General features: G+C 36.0%; 19 protein-coding genes, 2 tRNA genes, 2 rRNA genes and 1 pseudogene. 7 read left to right on the top strand and 17 right to left on the bottom strand.

Features of this window, described 5'->3' with window-relative positions:
• Positions 1–33: 33 nt before the first annotated feature.
• Together ABC228_RS12870 and ABC228_RS12865 are read left to right on the top strand one after the other, a co-directional pair.
• On the top strand, positions 34–462 hold the full coding sequence (locus tag ABC228_RS12870) for a hypothetical protein (protein ID WP_345825550.1): 429 nt from the start codon (positions 34–36) through the stop codon (positions 460–462).
• A gap of 377 nt (positions 463–839) precedes the next feature.
• Positions 840–1,085 (top strand): hypothetical protein, encoded by a 246-nt coding sequence (locus tag ABC228_RS12865; RefSeq protein ID WP_345825549.1) that lies wholly within the window; start codon positions 840–842, stop codon positions 1,083–1,085.
• A gap of 507 nt (positions 1,086–1,592) precedes the next feature.
• Here ABC228_RS12865 and ABC228_RS12860 read toward each other — a convergent pair.
• Positions 1,593–2,336: a reverse transcriptase domain-containing protein gene (locus tag ABC228_RS12860; RefSeq protein ID WP_486651790.1), complete on the bottom strand. Its 744-nt coding sequence runs from the start codon at positions 2,334–2,336 to the stop codon at positions 1,593–1,595.
• A 35-nt stretch (positions 2,337–2,371) separates the two neighbouring features.
• On the opposite strand from ABC228_RS12860, the pseudogene ABC228_RS12855 reads away from it, so the two are divergent.
• Both ABC228_RS12855 and ABC228_RS12850 read left to right on the top strand, forming a co-directional pair.
• Positions 2,372–2,485 (top strand): annotated as a pseudogene (locus ABC228_RS12855) (Arm DNA-binding domain-containing protein); the annotation flags it as partial.
• Between the two features lie 15 nt (positions 2,486–2,500).
• Positions 2,501–3,505, top strand: coding sequence for a tyrosine-type recombinase/integrase (locus ABC228_RS12850; RefSeq protein ID WP_345825787.1), 1,005 nt, complete (start codon positions 2,501–2,503; stop codon positions 3,503–3,505).
• An 82-nt stretch (positions 3,506–3,587) separates the two neighbouring features.
• On the opposite strand, the gene groL is transcribed toward ABC228_RS12850, so the two are convergent.
• Both groL and groES read right to left on the bottom strand, forming a co-directional pair.
• On the bottom strand, positions 3,588–5,219 hold the full coding sequence (gene groL / locus ABC228_RS12845) for a chaperonin GroEL (RefSeq protein WP_345825547.1): 1,632 nt from the start codon (positions 5,217–5,219) through the stop codon (positions 3,588–3,590).
• 65 nt (positions 5,220–5,284) lie between these two features.
• Positions 5,285–5,569, bottom strand: coding sequence for a co-chaperone GroES (groES, locus tag ABC228_RS12840; protein WP_345825546.1), 285 nt, complete (start codon positions 5,567–5,569; stop codon positions 5,285–5,287).
• A 259-nt stretch (positions 5,570–5,828) separates the two neighbouring features.
• On the opposite strand from groES, the gene ABC228_RS12835 reads away from it, so the two are divergent.
• Positions 5,829–6,542 carry a CPBP family intramembrane glutamic endopeptidase gene (locus ABC228_RS12835; protein ID WP_345825545.1) on the top strand — a complete coding sequence of 238 codons (714 nt, stop codon included), beginning with the start codon at positions 5,829–5,831 and terminating at the stop codon, positions 6,540–6,542.
• Positions 6,543–6,548: 6 nt separating this feature from the next.
• Positions 6,549–6,749, top strand: a complete 201-nt coding sequence (locus ABC228_RS12830) for a YdiK family protein (protein WP_345825544.1) — start codon at positions 6,549–6,551, stop codon at positions 6,747–6,749.
• A gap of 79 nt (positions 6,750–6,828) precedes the next feature.
• Here the strand turns inward: ABC228_RS12830 and ABC228_RS12825 are convergent, their stop codons facing one another.
• The 5 genes from ABC228_RS12825 to ABC228_RS12805 all read right to left on the bottom strand — a co-directional run bounded on the left by ABC228_RS12825 (position 6,829) and on the right by ABC228_RS12805 (position 11,338).
• Positions 6,829–7,737 carry a 3-hydroxyacyl-CoA dehydrogenase gene (locus ABC228_RS12825; protein ID WP_345825543.1) on the bottom strand — a complete coding sequence of 303 codons (909 nt, stop codon included), beginning with the start codon at positions 7,735–7,737 and terminating at the stop codon, positions 6,829–6,831.
• Positions 7,738–7,749: 12 nt separating this feature from the next.
• The gene (locus ABC228_RS12820) at positions 7,750–8,928 is read right to left on the bottom strand and encodes an MFS transporter (RefSeq protein ID WP_345825542.1); all 1,179 of its coding nucleotides are present in this window, start codon (positions 8,926–8,928) and stop codon (positions 7,750–7,752) included.
• Positions 8,918–9,334, bottom strand: a complete 417-nt coding sequence (locus tag ABC228_RS12815; protein WP_345825541.1) for a MarR family winged helix-turn-helix transcriptional regulator — start codon at positions 9,332–9,334, stop codon at positions 8,918–8,920. The genes ABC228_RS12820 and ABC228_RS12815 overlap by 11 nt, the downstream gene beginning before the upstream one ends.
• 195 nt (positions 9,335–9,529) lie before the next feature.
• Positions 9,530–10,519 (bottom strand): hypothetical protein, encoded by a 990-nt coding sequence (locus tag ABC228_RS12810; RefSeq protein ID WP_345825540.1) that lies wholly within the window; start codon positions 10,517–10,519, stop codon positions 9,530–9,532.
• 165 nt (positions 10,520–10,684) lie between these two features.
• Positions 10,685–11,338 carry a redox-sensing transcriptional repressor Rex gene (locus ABC228_RS12805; protein ID WP_345825539.1) on the bottom strand — a complete coding sequence of 218 codons (654 nt, stop codon included), beginning with the start codon at positions 11,336–11,338 and terminating at the stop codon, positions 10,685–10,687.
• 212 nt (positions 11,339–11,550) lie between these two features.
• Between ABC228_RS12805 and ABC228_RS12800 the strand changes: the two genes are divergently transcribed.
• Positions 11,551–13,452: an ABC-F family ATP-binding cassette domain-containing protein gene (locus tag ABC228_RS12800; protein ID WP_345825538.1), complete on the top strand. Its 1,902-nt coding sequence runs from the start codon at positions 11,551–11,553 to the stop codon at positions 13,450–13,452.
• Positions 13,453–13,659: 207 nt separating this feature from the next.
• On the opposite strand, the gene tsaD is transcribed toward ABC228_RS12800, so the two are convergent.
• From tsaD to ABC228_RS12755, 9 genes are all read right to left on the bottom strand, one after another.
• The gene (tsaD, locus tag ABC228_RS12795) at positions 13,660–14,670 is read right to left on the bottom strand and encodes a tRNA (adenosine(37)-N6)-threonylcarbamoyltransferase complex transferase subunit TsaD (RefSeq protein WP_345825537.1); all 1,011 of its coding nucleotides are present in this window, start codon (positions 14,668–14,670) and stop codon (positions 13,660–13,662) included.
• Positions 14,667–15,116, bottom strand: coding sequence for a ribosomal protein S18-alanine N-acetyltransferase (rimI, locus tag ABC228_RS12790; RefSeq protein WP_345825536.1), 450 nt, complete (start codon positions 15,114–15,116; stop codon positions 14,667–14,669). Before rimI ends, tsaD begins: the two co-directional genes overlap by 4 nt.
• Positions 15,109–15,813: a tRNA (adenosine(37)-N6)-threonylcarbamoyltransferase complex dimerization subunit type 1 TsaB gene (gene tsaB / locus ABC228_RS12785; protein WP_345825535.1), complete on the bottom strand. Its 705-nt coding sequence runs from the start codon at positions 15,811–15,813 to the stop codon at positions 15,109–15,111. Before tsaB ends, rimI begins: the two co-directional genes overlap by 8 nt.
• 31 nt (positions 15,814–15,844) lie before the next feature.
• Entirely contained in the window at positions 15,845–16,303 is a 459-nt protein-coding gene (gene tsaE, locus ABC228_RS12780) for a tRNA (adenosine(37)-N6)-threonylcarbamoyltransferase complex ATPase subunit type 1 TsaE (RefSeq protein WP_345825534.1), read from the bottom strand.
• A 4-nt stretch (positions 16,304–16,307) separates the two neighbouring features.
• On the bottom strand, positions 16,308–17,279 hold the full coding sequence (thiL, locus tag ABC228_RS12775) for a thiamine-phosphate kinase (RefSeq protein ID WP_345825786.1): 972 nt from the start codon (positions 17,277–17,279) through the stop codon (positions 16,308–16,310).
• 139 nt (positions 17,280–17,418) lie between these two features.
• Positions 17,419–17,495: transfer RNA gene (locus ABC228_RS12770), tRNA-Asp, on the bottom strand.
• 87 nt (positions 17,496–17,582) lie between these two features.
• Positions 17,583–17,659 (bottom strand) — tRNA-Met (locus tag ABC228_RS12765).
• A gap of 29 nt (positions 17,660–17,688) precedes the next feature.
• Positions 17,689–17,804 (bottom strand): 5S ribosomal RNA (rrf, locus tag ABC228_RS12760).
• A 118-nt stretch (positions 17,805–17,922) separates the two neighbouring features.
• A 23S ribosomal RNA gene (locus ABC228_RS12755) occupies positions 17,923–18,033 on the bottom strand; the annotation flags it as partial.

The raw sequence follows: 18,033 nt of genomic DNA, 5'->3' as shown, positions 1-18,033 counted from the left end.
GAGTTTTTTATTTTTATATATTGGGGTGAATAAATGGAATTAAACGAATTAACAAAAACTATTATCCAAAGTTCAGATAAAGAATTAATAGGATATATCTCACAAAAATTTCATAAAGAGAATGACATCCAAGCATTTTCTAATAATATTCGTAATATTAAGGAACTAGATAAAGAAATTCTTTATCATGGTATTTCAAGAATGATTAAAATTGAAGAATCATTTGATATTTTAAAAGTTACTCCGGTGGTTGTTACCTTTTTATTGGCAATTTTGGCGGGTTTATCAGGATTAACTGAAGAAATACTTGAACCAATCAAAGACTACGTTAGTCCTAATGCTATAAATTTACTAGTAATGATAAGTTTTTTCGCTTTGATAGGTTTTCAAATAATGAACATCAGACACAATAGGTCAATTGCTGCTTACTTCAAATCTTTATTAGAGTTGCACAAACAATAATATAATAAAATCCCATTATCACTAACTACTTAATATAATAATGTGTATTTATCTAATTCCATAGGGTGCTTTTTTATTTGCTCGGAAAACTGTTATAGAGAGATTACACACTATTGAGGGGGAATTTATAATGAAAAAAGTATTATTGACAATGGTAGTTGTTTTATTAGCGGTTTTAGCAATGCCGACTTGGATTGGTGCAGAGGAATTACAACCAGGACAATGTACTATGACTATTTCAGTCTGATATTCACAATTGGAACAATAAAGCACAAGCTGATGGACCATGTGCTGGTAGGGTTGAAGGTTACTATTTAGCTGAAGATAACTCATTCACAATCGTTGGTTCGGTTACTCAAAACGGACAACAATTTACTATGGGTACTCCTAAACATCCTTATGGACAATCTATCTTAACGGTTTATATTGTTAAGGTAGAACCTAAACCTGAACCGGAGCCTGAACGTGAAGAAGAGCCTAAGGAAGAACCTAAACCAGAGCCTTCAAAACCAAAAGAGGAACCAAAGCAAGAGGTATCTGAACAACCTAAAACTGAAACAAAACAACCTTCGGTAGGGGGAGAAGAGCTAAGAGAAAAGGTAAACACGCGTGGCGCCCATTAATGCTATACTTTAATAGAGTTAATAATGGTTAAGTTAGATGAAAATGTGAAGATGACTGGAGTTCCTTGTTCTAAGATAAATGTAACAGAAAAGGAAATAAGGATATAAATAAATAAATAAATAAATAAGTAATAATTAGTACCACTTATTTGTTTGTATATGTACTAAAGCTCTCAAATATTTCAACTTTTTGTCCTCTTCTAAACTTTAGATATCCACCCAAGGAATTATAATTTAGTATTGTATGGAAAAAAGCGGATACGTTCATAATTAATGCCTAATTCCATAATCTTTTTATTGAGATTAATTTCATTTTAAAAGTTCCTAATAGATTATTTGGTTAATAATCCCAACAACATTTAAACCGATAAACCCGTTCCAGTTAACCGGAACGGGTTTATTGTAGTTTATATATTTTTCTAGTTTCAATTATCAACATCTTCTTCTGTGCTAGCTGTTTCTGGAAAGAACCTAGCAAGTTCTCTTTCCAATTCTTGATCAAGAATATTATATTTTCTTAGATATTCTTTCCTTGTAATAAGCATTAATATACTCATATTCCTTTATTTTCTCTTTGGTAAATCCTTGAAGTAATAAACCGCTATAGTTCTTATAATCGAACTGTTCATAAAAGACTTCTTCAAAACTCTTATATTCAACATTATTAAGTTCTTGAAAAATCTTATTGTTATTATAAGCATCTACTAAATGTTTATAATTCTTAATTAACTTATGCACATAACGGATTATTTTACTTCTAAAATCCGATTCTATTGAGTTTATATAGGATATATATCCTAATATTACATTTTTTTCACTGTAATCACCAGTGAAAATAGCTTTATGTATCATGGCTCTTACTTTCTTTTTATACAATTTATTAACTGTTAATCTATTTTTGTTTTTATTATTTTTATGATTAATAGTTAATCCTGTTATTTTTTTATAAGATATAGGGGATAAAAATCGTGTTTTCTTTCTATTTATCTCAAAACCTTCATTATAAAGTATATCTATTATTACATTCTTCACTTTCTTTAGAACGTCTTTATTATCAGAAGAAAACGTTAAATCGTCAGCAAATCTAGTATAATTGATATCTCTTTTTGCACATAGTCCTATTAACCTTCTATCTAACTTATAACAAACAAGATTTGAGATATAAGGTGAACACACGCCACCCTGTGGAAGTTCATTATAAATTGTACAAATGTTTGTCAATATATTAGAAATATAATTGTTATACCCCAAATTCTTAAATAGAATGAAAACTTTTTCTCTAGTTATTGAGGGGTAAAAGGTACTTATCAAAAACAGGGAAAAGAAGACAAAAACAAAGAAGTGGATTTAAAACAAGGGAAGAAGCAGAAAGGGTAGCAAACGAATTACTATATGAATTGAATGAAGGAACATACATGGAGGAAAAAAGTACTTTATTTAAGGATTTTGCATTGGAATGGCTTAAAATCTACAGTCATAGTCGTGATGTCAAACCGGGTACTGTTCGAGTAAGAAACCATGAAATAGATAAATTAATGCCTTATTTTGCATATCTAAAACTAACGGATATTACGTTAAAAAAATATCAAGACACTCTTAATGATCTAAAAGAAAAATATGCTAATAACACCTTAGATGGGATTCACCGAACAGGTAGAATGATATTTAGAAAAGCTGTCGAGATGGAAATTGTTATAAAAGATCCGACAGAATTTGCCGTGATAAAAAAAGAGAAGAAAGCGATTGAGGAACTAGAAAAGGCTGAAGTTCCAAGGTATTTAGAGAAGAATGAACTAGCATTATTCTTGGAAACTGCTGCCTTTAAGGGGCTTGACATGGACTATTTAGTTTTTTTGATTCTTTCCTATACAGGGATGCGAGTAGGTGAACTCGTATCACTTAAATGGAACGACATCGATTTTCCAGAGAACACCGTAAGAATTATAAAAACATACTATAACCCTACTAATAATACGGTTAAGTACCAGTTAGTTCCACCCAAAACAAAAGGATCGGTAAGAAGAATTGTCATTGACGATATCGTGATTGAAGCGTTAAAAAGACATAAAGAGACCCAAGAAAAAGTAAAGAGAAGAATCGGAAACACTTACTATAATAAGGATTTCATTTTTGCAAATTCATGCAAGTATCCTGGATATCCTATACTAATTAAAACAGTTGAAAACAGAATGAAACGATTACTAAAAATAGCTAAATTAAATCAAGAACTAACGCCTCACTCATTGAGACATACACACACTTCACTACTTGCGGAAGCTAAAGTCGGATTAGAAGAAATAATGGACAGGCTAGGACATACGGAAGATCGAACCACTAGAAATATCTATCTGCATGTCACAAAGGAATTAAAAAAAGAGGCTTCTCAAAAGTTTGGTCAACTTATGAGAAGCCTACAATAATGTACAAAATGTTAGCCAAATGTTAGCCATTCACTCTCATCTTGCATAAAAACCCTTATATATCAAGGTTTCATAGGGCAGATTACATCATGCCGCCCATTCCGCCCATGCCACCCATGTCAGGCATTCCGCCGCCAGCATTCTCTTCAGGAATGTCAGCAACTACTGCTTCAGTAGTTAGGAACATAGCCGCGACACTTGCTGCGTTTTGTAGTGCAGAACGAGTTACTTTAGTCGGGTCAACGATTCCAGACTCAACCATGTTTACCCAGTCACCAGTTGCTGCGTTGAATCCAACGCCTACTGCTTCGCCTTTTAGACGCTCTACAATAACAGATCCTTCAAGACCAGCATTGTGTGCGATTTGACGTACTGGCTCTTCTAGTGCACGAAGAACGATGCTAGCACCTGTTGCTTCGTCTCCTTCTAGAGATAATTCAGCTACTTTATTGTATACGTTCACTAGTGCAGTACCACCACCTGCAACGATACCTTCTTCAACTGCTGCACGAGTTGAGTTTAATGCATCTTCAATACGTAGTTTGCGTTCTTTTAATTCTGTTTCAGTTGCAGCACCAACTTTTACTACTGCTACACCGCCAGCTAATTTAGCAAGACGCTCTTGTAATTTTTCTTTATCGAATTCAGAAGTAGATTCTTCTGCTTGAGCACGGATTTGTGCAACACGAGAAGAGATTGCTTCTGGATTTCCAGATCCTTCAACGATTGTTGTGTTTTCTTTAGTTACCACAACTTTAGAAGCGCGACCTAATTGTTCAATAGAAGCACTCTTCAGATCTAATCCTAGATCTTCTGTAATTACTTCCCCACCAGTTAGGATAGCGATATCTTCTAGCATTGCTTTACGACGGTCACCAAATCCAGGAGCTTTAACAGCTACTGCATTGAATGTACCGCGAAGTTTGTTAACTACCAATGTAGCAAGTGCTTCGCCTTCTACATCTTCAGCAATTAATAATAGTGGCTTACCTTGTTGTACCACTTGCTCAAGAACTGGTAGTACCTCTTGAATATTGCTGATTTTCTTATCCGTAATTAAGATATATGGATTTTCAAGAACTGCTTCCATTTTATCTTGGTCAGTAACCATATATGGAGAAGCATATCCACGGTCGAATTGCATACCTTCTACAACTTCAAGCTCAGTAGAGAAGCCTTTTGATTCTTCAATTGTAATAACACCGTCATTACCTACGCGTTCCATTGCTTCAGCAATTAGCTTACCTACTTCTTCGTCTGCAGCTGAAATAGCAGCAACTTGTGCGATTGAATCTTTACTTTCAACTGGTTTAGAAATGGCTTGTAATTCTGTTACTGCAGTTGCTACAGCTTTTTCAATTCCGCGACGGATACCTACTGGATTTGCTCCAGAAGTAACGTTTTTCAAGCCTTCGCGAATCATTGCTTGTGCAAGTACTGTTGCAGTTGTTGTACCGTCCCCAGCAACATCATTTGTTTTCGATGCTACTTCCGATACAAGCTGTGCACCCATGTTTTCGAAAGCATCTTCTAATTCAATTTCTTTTGCGATTGTTACACCATCATTTGTAATTAGTGGTGAACCGAATTTTTTATCTAATACAACGTTACGACCTTTAGGTCCTAATGTTACTTTTACAGCATTTGCTAATGTATCTACCCCACGAAGCATTGCGCTGCGTGCGTCTTCACTAAATTTAATTTCTTTAGCCATTTGAAATGCCCTCCTTAAAATTGATTAATCCGTAATTTATGTGTTAACATCTTATTCAAAATTAATTACTCAACTACAGCTAAAATGTCGCTTTCGCGTAGAATTAAGTATTCTGTTCCATCGTATTTTACTTCAGTTCCAGCAAATTTTGAGAAAATGATACGATCGCCTTCAGAAACTTCAAGCGCAACTTTTTCTCCGCTGTCTGTTACGCGGCCAGCACCTACTGCAACAACACGCCCTTCTTGTGGCTTTTCCTTTGCAGAGTCTGGAAGCACGATACCGCTTGCAGTTTTCTCTTCTTGCTCAACAAGCTCGATTACAACACGATCTCCTAGTGGTTTAATCATGTAGACAACCTCCTTAATTCCTTTTAATAGTTTTATGTTTGTTAGCACTCGATTAAGTTGAGTGCTAATACCAATTAATATAATAATTAATTTTGGTTTATTTTGCAAGTATCGTGATTAGGATTTTTTTATTTTTTTCTTGTCCAAGATGATTCTATTATAATGTACGACTTGAATATGATAAAATACACAAGAATCGTTTTACATCTTGTTGTTATGTATAATACCAACTTATGTAGACTTTAAGGAGCTGTTTTCATTGCCTAAACGCTATTGGTGGGTTATCTTGACCTACGTTATCATGCAACTTTCTGGAGCAATATTTTTACCAATACTATTTCAGGTCTTCCCTAATTATAAAGCAGAAGCATCCATCTATTACACCATCTTTAGTTTTACCGTCGGATTAATTGTCGTGTTACTACTAATGAGACCTGACTTGAAAATGGGGCAAGCCAGAAGCCATTCAACTACTGAGGGGATCATCTTGTGGTCGATATTAGGCGTATTTATGGCCTATTTCGCGCAAGGAATTGCCGGCCTAATCGAATCGCAATTACTTGGAATTGAGATAGGCTCAGAGAATACCGAGATGATTATGAATATTACCCGGACCATTCCAATCTTTGCAATTATTCCTGCCATTATTGCACCAATTCTAGAAGAATTGATTTTTCGCAAGATTATATTTGGTACATTATATAAACGAATGAACTTCTTTCTAGCTGCTTTACTGTCCGCGTTTATCTTTGGAATTATCCACGGTGAACCAGAGCATCTATTAATATATGCATCAATGGGATTTGTTTTTGCGTTTGTATACGTCAAAACAAAACGGATTTTAGTACCGATTATTGTGCACATGACGTTAAATTCGATTTCCGTTATCCTACAATATTCCCTAACACCAGAAGATATCGAACGAATGAAACAGCAACTGGATCAAGTTCAAATGATCCTAATCGGAGGTTAATATGTTATGAGAATTACCGCAAGGACCATGGCTCTTATCTATTTTGCTATGGGGGTACTGTTTATATACGCAGCCATTCAAAGTGTAGATGAATCCATTTGGAATTTTATTACGATATTGTTAGCATGTATTGCTACTTTAGACTTTGGTGCTGGAATACGATACTTACGGTTACATAATAAGATTAAAAAGATGAAAAAGAAGTAACAAAATCCACAAAAGTAACTGGTTGTAAGAAATAAGAGCCTTTCTATCGTGAAATAGAAAGGCTCTTGACGTATTTATCTTATGGTTGTAAGAATTCTTTTTCATTATATGCCGGATTTGGATACTTATAAAAGCCCTCACCAGATTGAATCCCCATTTTTCCTTTATCAATAAACTCATTTTTTACTAAGTCCGCAATTTGTTTAAATTCATTTTGTTCAGGATTCGGATGGTTTTGCGCCTTCGTACTTACTATATTGTATACGGTTTGTAATCCAACAACATCGATTATGCCAAATGGTCCCATTGGTGCTCCGGTTGCAATCATCCATGTTTTGTCAATAGCATACGGGTCTGCAACACCTGTACCCCATAAATGCTGAGCGGCATCAAGAAGTGGAACGAGTAAACTATTTAAAATATAGCCAGGCTGTTCTTTCTTAACATGAATTGGTACCATGCCAATTGCTTGAGCAAATTTTAATACATCCTGTACAACTTCCTGATTTGTTCCAGGGTGCTCCATTACTTCCCCAGTATTGTTCATCCAAATACGGTTTGCAAAATGCAATGCCAAAAACTTCTCAGGGCGACCAGTAAACTCTGCAAATTGACTTGGCAGTAAAGTGGAGGAGTTTGTTGCAAAGATTGTGTGTGCAGGTGCAACCTTTCCAAGCTCTGTATAGAATTTCTCTTTAATTTCTTTTAGTTCCGGAATTGCTTCAATCACAAGATCAGCATTCTTCACTGCTTCGGCTAAATCTGTTGCATACTCAATGCGGGATTGGGCAGTTTTTACCGCTTCTTGTTCATCCTTAAAGTAATCAGTATATGTTGCTTCTAAGTTCGCAATTCGCTCTTTTGCTTTTTCAATTGCCTCATCATTAATATCATAGATAACAACATTAAAGCCTTTAAACGCTGTTTGGAAAGCAATCTGACTTCCTAATACGCCGCTTCCAGCAATGGTAATAGTTTTATAGTTCATTTTATTTCCTCCTTATATATATAACTTCGCTTTTCGACCATGTAAGACAAGATAGAGTGGAATGCTTATTACTATTATTGGCACCATCCACAAAAATATTGTTCGATATCCTACAAAAGGAATAATTAATCCTAATAAATATGGACCAAACCCAAGGCCAGTATCATAAAAAATAAAATAAGTGGATGTTGCAAATCCAAATCGATGTGGCTCGGTAACTTTTACAGCAATAGTCTGTGCAATCGAGTTAATATTTCCAAAGCCAAGTCCAATTAATGCAGCTGATAACAATAAAATGAAACTACTATTCGCCTGACTAAATAAATACATGCCGATTGCAAAAATGACCAGGCAAGGATATACAATGATATTTGGTCCCTTCCGATCCATTAATCTCCCACCGAAAGGACGAGTGAAGATGGTCGCAACGGCATAAACAATAAAAAATAAGCTTGCAGCATCTACTAAATTGATTTCTTCTGCAAAGAAAGATAAAAAAGACATAACTCCTGAATAAGCAAAACCCATTAATAATGCGATGAAAGATATAGGAATTGATTTTGGCTCCATGAATTTCGCTAGAAAAGATTCTTCTGTTGATTCTTGCTGATTGGAGCTTAACGTTTCCCCATCTAGTCGGATAAATGCTAGTGCTATAATCATCAGAAGTGATAGTCCAATATTAAGACCAAAAATATAATCATTTCCATTTTCAAATTTCATTAAGAATATACCAATGAAAGGACCAATTGCAGTTGCCAAAATGACACTTAAACTAAAATATCCAATTCCTTCACCTTTTCGTGAAGCCGGAAGAATATAAGCAACAATTGTCCCCGCTGCTGTCCCAATAATTCCTACAAATATACCTTGTATCAATCGGTTAAATAATAAAAATCCAACATTTATTTCTATAAAATACAAGCATGCACTCATGAAAAATAATAGAACACCAATGGATAGTATCTTAGTAGATCCAACCTTACCAATCAACCTACCTGTTAGTAATCGGCCAATTAAGGCTCCAATAACATATATACTTGATACTAAACCGGCAATACTAGTTGAAACGTGATATGTTTCAATCGCATAACTAGCGATGGTGACAATCAATAAATAAAACATTAAAATGGATAAAAAATTAATTAACGATATGACAATAAAGTTCTTTGTCCATATACTATCGTTCATACTCCTTCAATCTCTCCTCCAATGTGTTAATCTTTGCTGTATACTCCTGAACCACTTCCTCTGATAATGGCTCTGTTACGAATGATTGGAGGTGCATCACTTTTTCAGTTACCGTTTCACAAAGTGCTTGTCCTTCATATGTTAAGGATAAATATTTTTGCCTCTTATCTTCCCCGTTTTTGAAGTGTATAAGACCTTGTTCACGTAATTTATGCACTAAGGTAGATACGGTTGGTTTTTCGACTGACCATTCTTTTACAATATCCATACTCGTACAACCATCATTTTCAGCTATATGGTGTAAAACCAGCCATTGTACTGCTGTAATGCCATTAGCCGAACAAATTTCTTGAAGCCTTAAAACATAGCGCTTATTAAAACGATAGATGGTAGAAAAAAGATTCATATAACCCTCCTAACTAGTTAGTATTACTAACTAACTATAATAAATTAGCACGTATTTGTAAATAAAAAAGCTCCCTCAAGTTTGTACTTATTCTAGTATAGGAAAGAGAATAGTACTTGATACAAGCGGAACATTTTAATCCTATATACAAAAAGAAGAGCAGCATCAACGCTACTCTTCTTGGATATTCGTTCGTTATTGGATTGTCTTCAATTCTTCAATCCATTCAGCTTTTACCGCTTCATCTATTGTAGCTTCACCCATAACGGTATAGCTTACAATAATTAAGTCATCACCCTTAAAGAATCCACGAGTAACCTCTGCTTGATCATCCAATGATTCATCTTCTGTTAAGGACAATTCATACATCGCATCTGTATCTGTTACTCCCAGTACATTAAATTCCAATTTACCCGTTACATTTTCTGAAATACCAGTCTCCATATTCCCTACCCATGTTTCGGGATCTACAAGGGAGCTGGCACCCTTATTGTATTCAATCGTAACTAATACCTGGCTATATTGGTCATGCGCCATCATTACTTCGGCTACAGCATAGTCAACGTCCTCTTGATAGTTGTATAGCTGAACCTCTTTATCCTCAAACGGTAACACAAGCTCTTTAATATTTGCCGCATAATCCCCTTGTATTTGTGCAAAAACTGCATTATCAAGAGGCTCACCATTTTCATCTAAAAATACGGTTTCTTCTACCTCAGAACCAAATATTTTCCAAACTCCGTTATCCGGCTTCAGTGTATGTACACCTGAAATTCGGTTACTCGTAAAACCATCTGAACCAATTGCAGTTTGTGTGAATCTAACTTTAGCTTCTGTTTCTGATTTTTCTTCAACAACTAAATCAGAAAGTTCAGCCTCAATATCATATTGAAATACCATTTCGGCAGTCTGTTTTGTTGAGTCATACAATGGTGATTCACTATGAATGGTCTCCATATGCTTATCAACATCTTTATCAATTAATGTTTGCATATTTAGTTCAAGCACTGCAAATAGTTCCTCATCCTCTGGCACACCAGATTCTTCTGACTCTTTACTTGTTTCTTCGCTTTTTTCCTCTTGCTTATCTGTATCTTTTTCTTTTGCAGCATCATCTGAACATGCAACCATTACGATACTTAACAATAATAAAAGCACAAATCCAAAATATTTTTTTACTCCCATAATATCCTCCTACATAAAATTACTACATTTTTACAATACTATTACATCTTAGCTAAACTATCCCTTTCCGTAAAAAGGCAAAAGTACTATGAGGAAATTAAAAAAGATAGTGCATTACAACTAGTAAATACACTATCTAGGAAAAAAGTTCTATTTATTCAACTATTATTGTTCACTTGTTGGTTCATTTATTTCTAATGGATAATGCTTTAGAAAATAAGCCAAAGCCTGTAATTCCACTGCAAGATCAATATGATGGACACGAACATCATCTGGCACGGTAATTCGAGCTGGTGTGAAATTAAGAATACCCTTAATCCCTTTGGATACTAATCGATCCGTTACACGATCTGCTTCCAGAGCCGGAATCGTTAAAATTGCAACTTTTATGCCATCCAGCTTGTCTTCTAATTCATCAATATGATAAATCGGAACACCACCAATCTCTGTTCCAACTTTATTCGGATCCGCATCAAAAGCAAGCATGATTTTCGTATTATTATTCTTCATAAAATTATAATTTAAAAATGCAGTACCAAGATTACCAACACCAATTAATGCAACATCTGTGATCTCGTCCTGGTCAAGTGTCTTTCGGAAGAATCCTAATAAATATTCAACATTATAGCCATAACCTTTCTTCCCTAAAGCACCAAAATAGGAGAAATCTCTTCTAATTGTTGCGGAATCCACTTTTACCGCATCACTTAATTCCTTAGAGGATACCCGGGTTTTCCCCTGAATCTGCAAATTATTTAAGAAGCGATAATATAATGGAAGTCGCTTTGCTGTAGCCTGCGGTATTTTGTTCTGTTCCAAGCTGTTTTCCTCCTTGCCAATTCAAAAACGATTTAGTTAGATGCACATATTAAAACGCTTGCAAACTATCTTTCATAACTTATGCTACTAATTCTCTCCTATCTATTTTATCAGATTTTTCACAAGAAGTCGTGATTATTTTCACAAATTGATAATTGTATTGCTTGAAACCTTCCTTATACGATAAACTGATACTACTAGAGGTGACTATTATGATTATTATGCAATTAAATGATATTTCAAAGTCATTTGGTGCTGAAGAAATATTAGCAAATATAAAACTTGAAATTAAAGATAAAGATAGAATTGCAATTGTTGGTCGTAATGGAGCTGGTAAGTCTACGCTCCTTAAAATCATGGCGGAAGAAATGTCTTATGACACAGGGGAAGTAATCAAGCCAAAGGATCTTACAATAGGCTATTTATCGCAGCATACAGGGTTAGATTCTACGAAGACTATTTGGAATGAGATGTTAGATGTCTTCCAGGAATTACTCGAACAAGAGAAAAAGCTTCGAACACTAGAAGAACAAATGGCAAATCAAGCATCACCCAAGCTTTTAGAGGAATATGATCGCTTACAACAAGAATTTGAGACAAATGGCGGCTACAGCTATGAATCTGACATCAAGGCTGTATTGGCAGGACTAAGCTTTCTAGATTTCGATGACCAAACTCCTATTAATGAATTAAGTGGTGGTCAAAAAACGCGTTTGGCACTCGGAAAGCTTCTTCTAAAAAAGCCAGATTTACTAATTCTAGATGAGCCTACAAACCACTTAGATATCGAGACTCTATCATGGCTTGAGAAATATTTAACAAACTATCCTGGTGCTGTCGTTATTGTTTCCCATGACCGTTATTTCTTAGATAAGACGGTTACAATCGTCTATGAAATATCCCGTCATCGGACAAAGAAATATCATGGAACCTATAGTGAGTTCCTTCAACAAAAAGCGTTAAATTTCGAACAAGAAATGAAAGAGTTTGAGAAACAACAAACAGAAATAAAGAAATTAGAGGACTTCATTCAGCGGAACATCGTTCGTGCCTCCACAACAAAACGCGCTCAAAGTAGGCGTAAGCAACTAGAAAAAATGGACCGAGTGGATAGACCACTTGGAGATGAATCATCTGCATCAATTACTTTTGAAACTTCCAAGCGGAGTGGTAATGATGTATTAAAAATTCATGACCTCTCTTTCGGCTATGCTGATGATGAAAAGCCTTTGTTTAGGAATCTATCTCTTCACGTAACTCGTGGTGAGAGCATTGCATTAGTCGGTCCGAATGGTGTTGGAAAAACAACCTTATTAAAGAATATACTTGGCTCGCTCCATCCAACAGAAGGGAATATTCAATTAGGTACCAATGTACAAATAGGTTATTATGATCAAGAACAAGCGAATCTTAGCTCTAATAAAACCGTGTTAAACGAGCTTTGGGATGAGTATCCTTCTGTTAATGAAAAGGATATTCGAACAATACTGGGCAATTTCCTGTTCACAGGTGATGACGTTCTAAAATCTGTTCAATCGCTAAGTGGTGGTGAAAAGGCTCGTTTAGCACTTGCTAAGCTCCGAATGCAAAAAGCAAATTTACTCATATTAGACGAACCTACTAACCATTTAGATATTGACAGTAAAGAGGTATTGGAAGCAGCACTTATTGATTTTCCTGGAACAATTATTTTCGTCTCACATGACCGTTATTTTATCAATAAAATAGCCGATAAGGTTGTCGAAATGCAACAAGGTGGCACAACTATTTATCTCGGTGATTATGATTACTATTTGGATAAAAAGCAAGAGGAAGCAGAGCTTGAGCGGTTGCAAGAGCAGGCACAAACCACTAGCATTAGTGAAAAGAAATTAAGCTTCAAAGAGGAAAAGAAACTACAGAGTGAGCAGCGTAAACGAGAACGCCAAATTGCTAAACTAGAAGAAACCATTGAAGAACTCGAAGAAGAATTGATGGTACTAGAAGAAGACATGACTAAGCCAGAAGTCTATGAAGACCATGAAAAGGCATTGGAATATACCCAAAAGGTTAATGACATAAAACAAGAAGTCGAAAAATTAATGGAAGAATGGACTTCACTACAAGATTCATAATAGGAATCCCCTCACAGCATCTAAACTGTGAGGGGATTTTTAGATATCCACAACCATAGTCACTAATAAATGCTATAAATACTAATTATCAACATACTTATTCACATTATCCACAAGATACTAGCTAGTTATCCACCATTTTTGTCAACAAGTCAAATGGCTTAGTACCTTTAATCACAAAAAAATATCCACAAGGCTGTGGATATTTCATTTTAGCAATAAAGATGGATTAGCATTTAAATCTAATCCAGATCTTATGCCTTTTTCAAAAGCTATTGTGCCAGCTGCAGCAATCATGGCTGCATTATCTGTACATAAATTTAATGGCGGAATCAATAGTGGCGTATTCATATTTGCAAACTTAGCTTCAAGTTCTGCTCGCAACCCTTTATTTGCAGCAACACCGCCTGCTACAATAACCTGCTTCACATTATATTGTAATGCTGCCTTCACTGTTTTCGTCACTAATACATCAATGACACTAGCCTGAAAGCTTGCTGCAACATCTTCGGGCTTCAAGGTCTCTCCTTTTTGTTTAGCATTGTGGATTTTGTTAATAACTGCTGACTTTAACCCACTGAAACTAAAATCAAAACTATCTTCTTCTAACCATGCTCTTGGAAAGTCGATTGATAGTTTACCTTCTGCAGCCAAGCGATCTATTTGTGGCCCACCAGGATAAGGTAATTGAAGCATTCGAGCTACTTTATCATATGCTTCACCTGCAGCATCATCTCTTGTCTCACCAATTACTTCATAGCTACCATGCTCCTTCATCAGAACTAATTCTGTGTGACCACCAGAAACAATCAAGGCTAAGAGAGGGAAGTGAAATTCTTCCTCCAAGCGATTGGCATAAATATGTCCAGCAATATGATGCACACCAACAAGTGGTTTATTTTTAGCAAATGCTAATGCTTTTGCTGCATTGACACCTATTAAGAGTGCACCAACTAATCCAGGGCCTTCAGTTACTGCTATCGCATCAATATCATCCCATTCCAAACCAGCTTCTTGAAAGGCTTCTTCTAGTACCAGTGTAATTTGTTCAACATGATGTCTTGATGCTATCTCAGGAACAACGCCTCCAAATCGTTTATGGCTTTCAATTTGGGAAGCCACCACATTCGAAGTAATTTCTTTACCGTTTTTTACAATTGCAACTGCTGTTTCATCACAGCTAGTTTCAATTCCAAGTATATATGTATCCTTTATCATTCTATATTCACCCACATCACCACTGCATCTTCATTATTATCCGTATAATAATTTTTCCGAATCCCTCCGGGCACAAGCCCGAACTTCCGATACATTTTTTGTGCAACAATATTTGAAGTCCTAACCTCTAAAGATAGACGACTTACTCCCATTTTAACTGCTTGCTGAAGCGCAAAACGAAAAAGTTTTTCTCCCAGTTTATTTCCACGATAACCTGGTAGTATCGCAATATTAGTTATTTGCGCATCATCCAGAACAACCCACATGCCAACATAACCAATAATCTTTTTATTAATCTCGAGAATAAAATAGTGGGCATGTTGATTTTCCGTTAGTTCTTGATTAAAAATTTCCGCATGCCATGGGGAAGAAAACGATGCTATCTCCACAGACACTACTTGACTTATATCTGCTAGCTCCATTTTCCTAATTGTTAACTCAGCCATTATTCGTATCCCTTTGTTCATTCAACCATTTCGATTCTGCTTCAGCTAATCGTAAATAATTAGGAATAAGATCATGGGTTAAGTCAGGTTTATGATAGCCAGCAGCCATTCCTAAATGAGAGGGCTTTGGAATATGAAAAGTCTTTTCTGGGATAATTGCCTTTTCTCCCAATTTCTCCTCTATCATTGTAGAATGCTTCTCCATATCAGGACTTAAAAAGAGTACATCTCGATTTAGTTCCGATAGTTTGTCTAACCAATCAGAAAATAGTATGTTTTGTTCATTTTCTACAAGCTTAGGCTGACCTTCTATAAACTCATATAAGCCCGTATATACTAGACCTCTTCTAGCATCAAAAAATGGACAAATAAGGGCTTCTGAAAATCTTCCTTGATAGGCAAGCCCCTCTAAGCTTGAAACTCCTACTATTGGTATATTTAAAGACCATGCAAGGGTTTTCGCAGTGGTTAAACCTATACGAACACCTGTGTATGAGCCTGGCCCTTTAGCTACGACTATTTTATCCAGCTGTTCTGGTATCAAATTGACTTCTTTCATTAAAAACTCTATTGCGGGCATCAGCCTTACAGAATGGTTTTTAGCAATATTCGTTACAATCTCTCCTATTACTTCATTCTCTTTCAATATCGCTACTCCCATTACTTCATTGGAAGTATCAATAGCTAGTATATGCATTTACGCTAACTCCTTTTTCACCTTCAACAAATCAACCGAAGACAATCGTTTTAACTATATGTTCAAAACGCTCTCCAAGTGGCTTAAATTCTATAACTCGAGAATGCTCATCAACATACTTAATTGTGATATTCAAGCGGATTGGAGGTAGAAATTCTTCAATAAATTGAGCCCATTCCACTACAGCTATACCATTACCATGAAAATATTCATCAAAACCGATATCCTCATCAGAATTCTCCAAACGATAGACATCCATATGATAAAGAGGTAATCTACCTTCGTATTCTTTTATTATCGTGAAGGTAGGACTACTTAAGGTTCTTTTTATTCCTAACCCAGCTGCAATTCCTTTTGTAAACGTCGTTTTACCTGCCCCAAGATCACCTTCTAATGTAATTACATCTCCAGCCTCTAATAAACTGGCAAGTCTTACAGCAATTTTAATTGTTTCTTCTGCTGTGCTTGTTTTCATATCATACTTACGCATAGTTTCACCTACTTAAGTGGTTATACCCCTTTTTATCTAATCGTTCTATTCTACCATTTTTTGATTTTAAATACACCTCAGCTGTTGCGCTTTTGGAGGTAACCAATCCGATTTTTGTTACGCGAATATGTAACTGCTCGGCTATAGCTTGTACTTGGTCCCAATCCTTTTTAGAAACCGTACCGATTAGCTCATAGTCTTCTCCACCAAATAGCTTCCATTTGTATTGTAGTGAATCCTCAAACTGCTTCAGGTTATGATGTACAGGTAGACGCTCCTCTTCAATGAGTATAGAAACCTGAGATGCTTCTGCAATTTCATTCGCTTCACTACCAATCCCATCACTAATATCATTTAAACATAACCTAACGATAGGATGTAAAGCTAACGAAAATTCTACTCTTGGGGAAGGGAGTTGGTGTCTTCTAATAAAATAATCTTCTTCTATATACTTTCCACTATGATTCAATATATAAAAACCAGCTTGTGAATCTCCAAGCGTTTCCGTTACAAATACGATATCATCTTCTTTTGCATGACTTCTAAGTCGAACCTTATCTTTACCTACAAAACCAATAACCGTAATAGAGATGACAAGCTCTGTACCAGAAACAGTATCCCCACCAATTAGATCCACGTGATACTGCTGGGCAAGATCATTCATCCCGATATATATCATCTTTATTTCTTCCATTGACCAGTTGTTTGGAATTGAAATAGCTACAAGATAATACGCTGGCTTTGCCCCCATGGCTGCAATATCACTTAAATTTGCGGCAAGTGCCTTATATCCAATATGGTAAGGCTCCATCGTATTTCGAGCGAAGTGAACATTTTCCACAACCATATCCTTTGCGGTTACTACATCCTGATTATGAAGACGAAATACTGCAGCATCATCTCCTATACCGTGAATTACGGATGGTTGTCTATATGAACCTTGTTGAATAGACTTTATAAATGAGAATTCATCCATGTATCTCACCAAACTTCCTTTATGGATAAATTAATCATAACAAAAAGCATGATCAGAAACTATCAATAGAACTGTTAACAAACAAAAACACATGATTTCAACTGAAATCATGTGCGAATATGTATTATTACAATATAAGTGGCGGTCCGGACGGGACTCGAACCCGCGACCTCCTGCGTGACAGGCAGGCATTCTAACCAACTGAACTACCGGACCACTTTAAGGTTTTTTGGTTGCACTTTACAGTACCACTGATATTCAATTAGCGAAGAAAATTATCCTACGTAGTTAATTGAATTAATTTGGTTGCGGGGGCAGGATTTGAACCTACGACCTTCGGGTTATGAGCCCGACGAGCTACCAGACTGCTCCACCCCGCGATATGAGAAAGTATTAAAATGTTATTAATGCCTGGCAACGTCCTACTCTCGCAGGGGCAATGCCCCAACTACCATCGGCGCTGAAGAGCTTAACTGCTGTGTTCGGTATGGGAACAGGTGTGACCTCTTCGCCCTCATCACCAGACATTAATTTAAAATTGAAGACAAGAACTATTATATGCATTTCTAAGAAGAAATGCAAGGTTTTTTTAAAAATTTATACCCTGAAAACTAAATAAGCAAAACAAACGACTCAAAAAGTGTTAGTTAAGTCCTCGATCGATTAGTATCCGTCAGCTCCACGTGTCACCACGCTTCCACCTCGGACCTATCAACCTCATCGTCTCTGAGGGATCTTACTCACTCGAAGTGAT

Origin of the sequence: Ornithinibacillus xuwenensis (assembly GCF_039614845.1) — a bacterium.
Lineage (GTDB): Bacteria > Bacillota > Bacilli > Bacillales > Amphibacillaceae > Ornithinibacillus > Ornithinibacillus xuwenensis.
This window is presented reverse-complemented; position numbering and strand designations above follow the sequence as displayed.